Origin of the sequence: Escherichia sp. MOD1-EC5495, from assembly GCF_002965965.1 — a bacterium.
Taxonomy (GTDB): Bacteria; Pseudomonadota; Gammaproteobacteria; order Enterobacterales; family Enterobacteriaceae; genus Escherichia; species Escherichia ruysiae.
In genome coordinates, this window is record NZ_PTRI01000015.1 from 115,027 (window position 1) to 123,752 (window position 8,726).

8 protein-coding genes and 1 tRNA gene are annotated in these 8,726 nt (G+C 49.3%); 4 read left to right on the top strand and 5 right to left on the bottom strand.

Annotation, left to right across the window (positions count from 1 at the left end; all coding sequences use genetic code 11):
• Positions 1–17: 17 nt before the first annotated feature.
• Positions 18–344 (top strand): DUF2502 domain-containing protein YpeC, encoded by a 327-nt coding sequence (ypeC, locus tag BEG40_RS13935; RefSeq protein ID WP_000490072.1) that lies wholly within the window; start codon positions 18–20, stop codon positions 342–344.
• A gap of 143 nt (positions 345–487) precedes the next feature.
• On the opposite strand, the gene BEG40_RS13940 is transcribed toward ypeC, so the two are convergent.
• Both BEG40_RS13940 and BEG40_RS22365 read right to left on the bottom strand, forming a co-directional pair.
• On the bottom strand, positions 488–1,726 hold the full coding sequence (locus BEG40_RS13940; protein WP_105285581.1) for an Nramp family divalent metal transporter: 1,239 nt from the start codon (positions 1,724–1,726) through the stop codon (positions 488–490).
• Entirely contained in the window at positions 1,707–1,766 is a 60-nt protein-coding gene (locus tag BEG40_RS22365; protein ID WP_423779531.1) for a hypothetical protein, read from the bottom strand. Before BEG40_RS22365 ends, BEG40_RS13940 begins: the two co-directional genes overlap by 20 nt.
• 298 nt (positions 1,767–2,064) lie before the next feature.
• Here BEG40_RS22365 and nupC point away from each other — a divergent pair, with 298 nt between their 5' ends.
• A complete protein-coding gene (nupC, locus tag BEG40_RS13945) occupies positions 2,065–3,267 on the top strand; it encodes a nucleoside permease NupC (RefSeq protein ID WP_010351048.1) in 1,203 nt (400 codons plus the stop codon).
• A 233-nt stretch (positions 3,268–3,500) separates the two neighbouring features.
• Here nupC and BEG40_RS13950 read toward each other — a convergent pair whose 3' ends face one another.
• Together BEG40_RS13950 and BEG40_RS13955 are read right to left on the bottom strand one after the other, a co-directional pair.
• Positions 3,501–5,690 (bottom strand): bifunctional diguanylate cyclase/phosphodiesterase, encoded by a 2,190-nt coding sequence (locus BEG40_RS13950; protein WP_010351047.1) that lies wholly within the window; start codon positions 5,688–5,690, stop codon positions 3,501–3,503.
• 207 nt (positions 5,691–5,897) lie between these two features.
• Positions 5,898–5,973, bottom strand: a tRNA-Ala gene (locus tag BEG40_RS13955).
• A 220-nt stretch (positions 5,974–6,193) separates the two neighbouring features.
• On the opposite strand from BEG40_RS13955, the gene BEG40_RS13960 reads away from it, so the two are divergent.
• Positions 6,194–6,553 carry a YfeC-like transcriptional regulator gene (locus BEG40_RS13960; protein ID WP_000472025.1) on the top strand — a complete coding sequence of 120 codons (360 nt, stop codon included), beginning with the start codon at positions 6,194–6,196 and terminating at the stop codon, positions 6,551–6,553.
• Between the two features lies 1 nt (position 6,554).
• Positions 6,555–6,947, top strand: a complete 393-nt coding sequence (locus BEG40_RS13965; protein ID WP_000826491.1) for a MerR family transcriptional regulator — start codon at positions 6,555–6,557, stop codon at positions 6,945–6,947.
• A gap of 50 nt (positions 6,948–6,997) precedes the next feature.
• On the opposite strand, the gene gltX is transcribed toward BEG40_RS13965, so the two are convergent.
• On the bottom strand, positions 6,998–8,413 hold the full coding sequence (gltX, locus tag BEG40_RS13970; protein ID WP_016158730.1) for a glutamate--tRNA ligase: 1,416 nt from the start codon (positions 8,411–8,413) through the stop codon (positions 6,998–7,000).
• Positions 8,414–8,726: the final 313 nt, after the last annotated feature.

Sequence of the window (8,726 nt, forward strand, 5' to 3'; positions counted from 1 at the left end):
CGTGAAGGAGAATAACAATGTTCAGGTCACTGTTTCTGGCGGCCGCCCTGATGGCTTTTACCCCGCTTGCGGCAAACGCAGGTGAAATTACCCTACTGCCATCAATCAAATTACAAATTGGCGATCGCGATCATTACGGTAATTACTGGGATGGTGGTCACTGGCGCGACCGTGATTACTGGCACCGTAATTACGAATGGCGTAAAAACCGCTGGTGGCGTCACGATAATGGCTACCACCGTGGCTGGGATAAGCGTAAAGCGTATGAGCGTGGCTATCGTGAAGGCTGGCGCGACCGTGATGATCATCGCGGGAAAGGCCGTGGACACGGACATCGTCATTAAACACATCCACTAATGGAGCACGATGCCTGATGCGAAGCTTGTGCGTCTTATCAGGCCTACAGCCCCACTCCATTGAACGCGTAGGGCGGATAAGGCGTTTTACGCCGCATCCGCCTGTGGTGTCTGATGCGACGCCCGTTCAACTACAACCCCAGCGCCGTTCCCACCAACAGCCAGATATTCAGCGCCACTACCAACACCACAATCACCCAGCCAGTCTGTTTTACGCGTTTGCTGTTCACCAGATCGCCCATCAACTTACTGTCACTGGTGAAAATCAACAGTGGAACCAGCGCCAGGGCGATACCAAAACTTAGCAGCACCTGGCTCATGACCAGAATTCGTGTCGGATCTAATCCCATCAGGATGACAATAAATGACGGCAACATGGTAACTGTCCGGCGCACCCACAGCGGGATATGGAAACGAATAAAACCCTGCATCACCACCTGCCCCGCCAGCGTCCCCACCACCGTTGAAGAAAGCCCTGCAGCCACCAGGCTTAAACCAAAGACAGTCGCTGCAGCATTGCTTAACAGCGGTTGCAGCGTCAGGTAGGCTTCGTCAAGATCGGCGACACCAGTATGGCCGGAAAAGTGGAACGCGGCAGCAGCCGTTGCCATCATCGCCAGATTGACAAAACCAGCAATAGTCATGGCAATCGCGACATCCCATTTGGTGGCTGAATAACGTTGCTGGCGTGACCCATCATGCAGATGCTGGGTCAGCGAAGAGTGCAAATAAATCACATGCGGCATAATCGTCGCCCCCAGCACACCCGCAGCCAGGAAGACCGCCTCTGAGGTAGGTAAACTCGGGATCACCATTCCTTTACCTAACTGCGCCAGGTTAGGCTGGGAGAAGATCAGCTCAACAATGTAAGCCGCTGCGACAAACAGCAGTAGCCCGCCAATCACTTTCTCCAGCGGTTTTTGCCCGCGACGTTGCAGCATTAAAATCAGGAAGGTTGCGATACCCGTTAATACGGCGCCCTGCAACAGCGAAACCCCAAGAATCAGTTTGAAACCGATAGCCGCGCCAATAAATTCCGCCAGGTCGGTAGCCATCGCAATAATTTCTGCCTGAACCCAATAGAACCAGACGACCGGACGCGGGTAGTGATCGCGAATTTGTTCCGCCAGATTTTTACCGGTGGCAATCCCCAGCTTGGCCGAGAGGATCTGAATCAGCATCGCCATCAGATTAGCCCAGACAACAACCCACAATAGCTGATAGCCGAAGCTGGCACCCGCCTGAATATTGGTCGCAAAGTTGCCGGGATCGATATAACCAATCGCCGCAATGAACGCAGGTCCCATTAATGCGAGCCTCATCTTGCGCGCCGCCCGTCCGCTGCTACTCTCAACGCGATAGTTCGTCATCTTGTTGTGCCTCTAAAACATAGCCTTTGCTATGTTTCATGCTATGTCAAACGAGAATGATTATCAAATTCATTTAAATGGGTTGTGATGATTTCTCTGATAGACCAGGATTATGACTAAGAAAAGATTGATGGCTTGAATGTTATTTTTATGTTTAATGTTAGCACATTTACATAACTTTCCGCTTCCATACACAACATAGCAGAAATGTAGGACAGCTCACTATTTTTGAAGCTTGTCACAGGACGTCATTATAGTGTGTGTCAGATCTCGTTTTCCTGAATCATGTTGCATAGAATGTGCACGGAAATTTAACCTGCCTCATATTTGGAGCAAATATGGACCGCGTCCTTCATTTTGTACTGGCACTAGCCGTTGTTGCGATTCTCGCATTGCTGGCAAGCAGCGACCGCAAAAAAATTCGTATCCGTTATATTATTCAACTGCTTGTTATCGAAGTATTACTGGCGTGGTTCTTCCTGAACTCTGACGTTGGTCTGGGCTTCGTGAAAGGCTTCTCCGAAATGTTCGAAAAACTGCTCGGATTTGCCAACGAAGGTACTAACTTCGTCTTTGGTAGCATGAATGATCAAGGCCTGGCGTTCTTCTTCCTGAAAGTGCTGTGCCCTATCGTCTTTATTTCTGCGTTGATCGGTATTCTCCAGCACATTCGCGTGTTGCCGGTGATTATCCGCGCGATTGGTTTCCTGCTTTCCAAAGTCAACGGCATGGGCAAACTGGAATCCTTTAACGCCGTCAGTTCCCTGATTTTGGGACAATCCGAGAACTTTATCGCCTATAAAGATATCCTCGGCAAAATCTCCCGTAATCGTATGTACACCATGGCAGCAACAGCGATGTCCACCGTGTCGATGTCCATCGTTGGCGCATACATGACGATGCTGGAGCCGAAATACGTCGTTGCTGCACTGGTACTGAACATGTTCAGCACCTTTATCGTGCTATCGCTGATCAACCCTTACCGTGTTGACGCCAGCGAAGAAAACATTCAGATGTCCAACCTGCACGAAGGTCAGAGCTTCTTCGAAATGCTGGGTGAATACATTCTGGCAGGTTTCAAAGTCGCCATTATCGTTGCAGCGATGCTGATCGGCTTTATCGCCCTGATCGCCGCACTGAACGCACTGTTTGCCACCGTGACTGGCTGGTTTGGCTACAGCATCTCCTTCCAGGGCATCCTGGGCTACATCTTCTATCCGGTTGCATGGGTAATGGGTGTTCCATCCAACGAAGCACTGCAAGTGGGCAGTATCATGGCGACCAAACTGGTTTCCAACGAGTTCGTTGCGATGATGGATCTGCAGAAAATTGCTTCCACGCTTTCTCCGCGTGCAGAAGGCATCATCTCTGTATTCCTGGTATCCTTTGCTAACTTCTCTTCTATCGGGATTATCGCGGGCGCGGTTAAAGGTCTGAACGAAGAGCAAGGTAACGTGGTTTCTCGCTTCGGTCTGAAACTGGTTTACGGCTCTACGCTGGTGAGCGTACTTTCTGCGTCAATCGCAGCACTGGTGCTTTAAGTCCAATACATTCATTAAAAAAGCCGGGGAATGTTCCCCGGCTTCAGTTTGTTGACAACGTGTGCTCTGTTTATGCCGGATGCGGCGTAAACGCCTTATCCGGCCTACAAAACATCGCAAATTCAATAGATTGTGATTCCCATCCAGGCCTGATAAGCATAGCGCATCAGACAGTTTACTGGTTGTCATCAGCCTCAAATGCCGGGGATAATCCCCCGGCTTTTTTACGCCTGTTAATCAGCTAATGGCTGCGGGCGACCAATCAAATACCCTTGCAGATATTGCACCCCAAGTTTATGCAATAACGCCTGCTGCTGTTGCGTTTCGACAAACTCCGCTACCACGCTTAACGACTTCGCTTTCGCCAGGTCGGTAATTGACCGCACAATCATCGCATCCAGCGTATTAGTCACTATATCTTTCACAAAGACGCCATCAATCTTGATGATATCGGCCTGCAAACGTTTTAATCGCTCGTAGTTGGCATAACCAGTGCCAAAGTCATCAATCGCAATACGGAAGCCAAATTTATGCAGTTGCTCGATGTTGTACATGCTGCTCTCTGCATTTGAAAACGCCTGCTCCTCGGTGATCTCAAGAATGACTGTCTCCGGGGAGATGTGATAACGCTTAAACAGACGAATAATCCGCCCGGCGATATTTTTTTGCAGCAGAGTGAGCGGCATTAAATTGACTGAAAAGCGCGGACCTTTATTGTTGGAAGGGTGAGTTGCTAACCACTTCAACAGAGATTCCAGCACCTGCAAATCGAAACGCGCGCTAAGGTTAAACTGGGCGATAAGCGGCAGAAATTTATCCGGCGTCATAATGCCGTCGTCATATTTCAGACGCGCCAGGATCTCATCATAGCCCTGCCCCTCTTTGTTACGAATGGGCTGGGCGTAGAGAAGCAAATCACCATTATCTAACGCCTTACGAATGGTGTTCAGCAACAGTACCTGTTTGGTGGTCTGCCCGGACGCCATCTCCTCTCGATTATCCAACGCCAACACGTGGTGATGAACGCAGGATTGTTCCGCCAGCCAGCTTAACTGCCCCAACATAGGCTGCAGGGTTTCCTGATTGCCATCAAAACGCCCCCAGGCGGCACCATAGCCCATATCCAGACCGGTGTTGTTCCAATGAATCTGCCGACTATTGAGGATGTTAACCATATGCTGTAGTCGGCCTTCCGTTTCCGGCCCGGTCAGTACCAGCAGCAATTCACTGCCCGGCAGTTGATACAACTTTTCGTTTTCCTGCATCAACGGCAGCAAGGTACGGTAAATTGAGCGGATACAATGAACACGCATCACCAGACCGTAATGACGACTCATAAACTCAAGATTATCAATACGCAGGCAGCAAAAACTCTTTCCCGCCTCCTGCTCCTGCGATTGCTCGAGTGCACGAAAGTTGGGTAATAGCGTTAATGGATCGGTCAGCGCCTGCAAATGCCAGCGGCGATTAAGCCATTCACTTCGATGGTAAATACGCACCATGTAAAGCAGGCAAACGCTAAAGGAAATCAGCACCGCGAGAATAAATGCCAGCGAATATTCAGTTTCGACCCCTTGTAAAAAATTCTGGTTGTAATTCAAGAGGAAAAGAGTCGAAACAGCCCAGGTGAGATTTAAAAACGGATAACGAAGTTTACCAACACCAAGGGTAAAGATGATGAAGAAAACGGGCACCAGGTAACCGGCAATAAAGTCGTTTTCATAAGGCGTACACATCAGAAGTAGCAGTACGCTAAGAGCCGCCAGCCAGCTTAAAGTAAATGCACGTTTCTCTTTGTTCAGCGACGGGGCGATATCCCTGCGCCACAATATCTGCGCAAAGTGGGGGCTTACAATCATGCGAGTGAGATAGTAATAGAGCATGTTGTAAATCAACACTGCCGTGAAAAGGCTAAGTAAATCAACGACCGTGAAAATAGCATCTGCATCGCCGAAAAATGTCGATATCTTTAGCGGGAAATCAAAAAAGCTACCCACCAGATACATGCTGCCTTTGATGCCAATCGGCGTCACTAAACCAAGCCAGAAGAGACGTCGCCAGACGTATCGGGTGGTCAACCCATAACGCCAACGCGTTCCTAACTGCCAGCGTAATATTGCACAGGCACACAGCACTACAAATGTCTGGCTACCGAGCATGACGGCAGTTTGCAAAAATGAGAGATGGAAATTCCACAGATTAGTGCAAAACATCCCGCATAAAACAGGAACAACACCACGCCAGCCAAAGATGAACAATATTGACAGCATTACGCACAGTGGCATCCACGCCAGAAAGATATAGCTGGAGTGGATAACGGCAAGTGGCGAAATAAAACGGGATAGCTGAATAAGTACCACGGTGAGCGTAAACGCCAGTGTGAATATCTTGATATTTTTTATCAGATTATGCTCCACAAACATGAGTAGACTACTCTCACTGATCGGGGTTTTCAGGCACCCAAATAATAAGTTTATTCGCATCGCGAAGCAAACAGGAGTCGGCCTGTTGCCGCTTTTTCATCCAATGATGCTTTCACCAGGCGGCACTAACCCGGGCGTAGACTGTATTACAAAAGCGGCAAAAATCAGAGACAAAAAACCCCCGCTTCACAGCGAGGGTTTGAAATTTGGTGGAGCTAAGCGGGATCGAACCGCTGACCTCTTGCATGCCATGCAAGCGCTCTCCCAGCTGAGCTATAGCCCCGTCACGTAAAGCTTGTCGAGTTGACGGGCGGCATCATATGAATTCCGTCCGAATGTGTCAACGGCAAATTGCAGCGCCTTGTTTCAATCGCTGAAAAATCAGGCAAATGAACATTTTTGGATTACGCCTCGCATTCAGTAGTTATTCATGTCACGGTTTCATGTAAATTGATGCTATAAAATGAACACTTAATAGACCCACAACTATTCAGGGAATTGTTATGTTCAAGGAGAGGATGACGCCAGATGAACTTGCCAGACTGACCGGTTATAGCCGCCAGACCATTAATAAATGGGTACGCAAGGAAGGCTGGACGACATCACCAAAACCGGGCGTCCAGGGGGGCAAGGCTCGACTGGTACACGTCAATGAACAGGTTCGTGAATATATTCGCAATGCAGAACGCCCGGAGGGTCAGGGAGAAATACCCGCCCTGTCTGGCGATGCACCGCTTGAAGTGCTGTTAGCTACGCTGGCGAAAGAGATGACGCCGGCTGAACAAAAGCAGTTTACATCATTGCTTCTGCGGGAAGGGATTATCGGGTTATTACAACGCTTAGGGATTCGCAACAGCAAATAATATGAAAAGATTACGCAATAAAATGACCACCGAAGAACTGGCGGAATGCCTCGGTGTGGCTAAACAAACAGTTAACCGCTGGATTAGAGAAAAAGGCTGGAAAACAGAAAAATTTCCCGGAGTGAAAGGTGGTCGAGCCAGACTTATTCTACTGGACACTCATGTTTGCGAATTTATTCAAAACACGCCTGCCTTCCATAATACGCCAATGCTTCTCGAGGCCGAAGAATCCCTTGCTGAATACGCGCCGGGTATGCGCACTCCGGCTTATCGACAAATAATCAGCGCAATAGACAATATGACTCACAGTGAGCAGGAAAAAGTTGCGCAATTTTTATCGCGTGAAGGGATTCGTAATTTCCTTGCCCGTCTCGACATTGACGAATCAGCATAAATAAAAAACGGCAGGATACTATCTCCTGCCGTTTATCTTTTATGCGCTAATTACTGCTGGCTTTCGCGTTCAGCAATAAAAGCCAGAGCTTTGTTGATGCGCTCGATGCTACGAGCTTTGCCGATCGCGTGAACGGTAACATCCAGTGCCGGCGACTGCCCCGCACCAGTGACAGCGACACGCAGCGGCATACCGACTTTGCCCATCCCCACTTCCAGCTCGTCCGCCGTCGTCTGAATAGCGTGGTGAACGTTTTCAGCTGTCCAATCAGTAATCGCGGCCAGTTTGTCGCGAACCACTTCCAGCGGCTGACGCGCTACCGGGCGCAGATGTTTTTTCGCTGCATCGGCATCGAACTCAGCAAAATCTTCGTAGAAGTAACGGCAGCTCTGTGCCATTTCTTTCAGAGTTTTGCAGCGTTCTCCCAGCAGTTTAACCAGATCCGCCAGCTGCGGGCCGTTGCGGGTATCGATATTTTCCTGCTCGATGTGCCACTGTAAATGGGTAGCAACATACTCCGGCGGCAGCGTGTTAATGTAGTGGTGGTTTAACCACAGCAGCTTGTCGGTATTGAACGCGCTGGCAGATTTGCTGACGGCATTCAGGGTGAAGTATTTGATCATCTCTTCACGGGTGAAGATTTCCTGATCGCCATGGGACCAGCCCAGACGCACCAGATAGTTCAGCAATGCTTCCGGCAGATAGCCGTCGTCGCGATACTGCATTACGCTGACCGCACCGTGACGTTTGGACAGTTTTTTACCGTCATCGCCGTTGATCATAGAAACGTGCGCGTAAACCGGCACTGGTGCTTTCAGGGCTTTCAGAATGTTGATCTGGCGCGGCGTGTTGTTGATATGGTCTTCACCACGGATAACATGGGTGATTTCCATATCCCAGTCATCGACAACTACACAGAAGTTATAGGTCGGAGAACCATCGGTACGACGGATAATCAGATCATCCAGCTCCTGGTTGCTGAACTCGATCGGACCACGGATCTGATCGTCAAAAACCACAGAACCTTCTTGCGGATTAGCAAAACGTACGACACACGGTTCATCATCAGCATGATGCTCATGGCTGTGGCGGCAGCGACCGTCATAACGCGGCTTCTCACCTTTCGCCATTTGCTCTTCACGCAGTGCTTCCAGACGCTCTTTAGAGCAATAGCATTTATAGGCCGTGCCCTCTTCCAGCATCTGATCGATAACTGCGTTATAGCGATCAAAACGTTTGGTCTGATAGTACGGACCTTCATCCCACTCCAGACTCAGCCAGTTCATACCATCCATAATGGCTTCGATAGCTTCCGGCGTAGAACGCTCAAGATCGGTGTCTTCAATACGCAGCACGAACTCACCGCCGTGGTTACGTGCAAAAAGCCAGGAGTAAAGAGCAGTACGCGCGCCGCCAACGTGCAGATAGCCTGTTGGGCTTGGCGCGAAGCGAGTTTTGATTTTCATGAAATGGCCTTACGTTTAGAAAGATGCCGACAACCGGCAAATCCTGGAAAAATTGAGTGGGCGATATTCTATCACTCCAGCCTGATTCCTCAATGTAGTTCGGGTTGCTACATGATGCATTATTGTTTTCGTTGAGAAATTGCGCAACACGGTCTGTTTTGCGATCATCCTGCTTAATTTTACGACGAACAAACAAATTCTTTAGAAAATGCGTTGACTCATTTCGAACTCTCCCTATAATGCGGCTCCACACAGCGGGGGTGATTAGCTCAGCTGGGAGAGCACCTCCCTTACAAGGAGGGGGTCGGCGGTT

Coding starts and splice junctions, on each gene's coding strand:
- ypeC (WP_000490072.1), top strand. CDS start 18: ATGTTCAGGTCACTGTTTCTGGCGGCCGCCCTGATGGCTTTTACCCCG.
- BEG40_RS13940 (WP_105285581.1), bottom strand. CDS start 1,726: ATGACGAACTATCGCGTTGAGAGTAGCAGCGGACGGGCGGCGCGCAAG.
- nupC (WP_010351048.1), top strand. CDS start 2,065: ATGGACCGCGTCCTTCATTTTGTACTGGCACTAGCCGTTGTTGCGATT.
- BEG40_RS13950 (WP_010351047.1), bottom strand. CDS start 5,690: ATGTTTGTGGAGCATAATCTGATAAAAAATATCAAGATATTCACACTG.
- BEG40_RS13960 (WP_000472025.1), top strand. CDS start 6,194: ATGTTCAAGGAGAGGATGACGCCAGATGAACTTGCCAGACTGACCGGT.
- BEG40_RS13965 (WP_000826491.1), top strand. CDS start 6,555: ATGAAAAGATTACGCAATAAAATGACCACCGAAGAACTGGCGGAATGC.
- gltX (WP_016158730.1), bottom strand. CDS start 8,413: ATGAAAATCAAAACTCGCTTCGCGCCAAGCCCAACAGGCTATCTGCAC.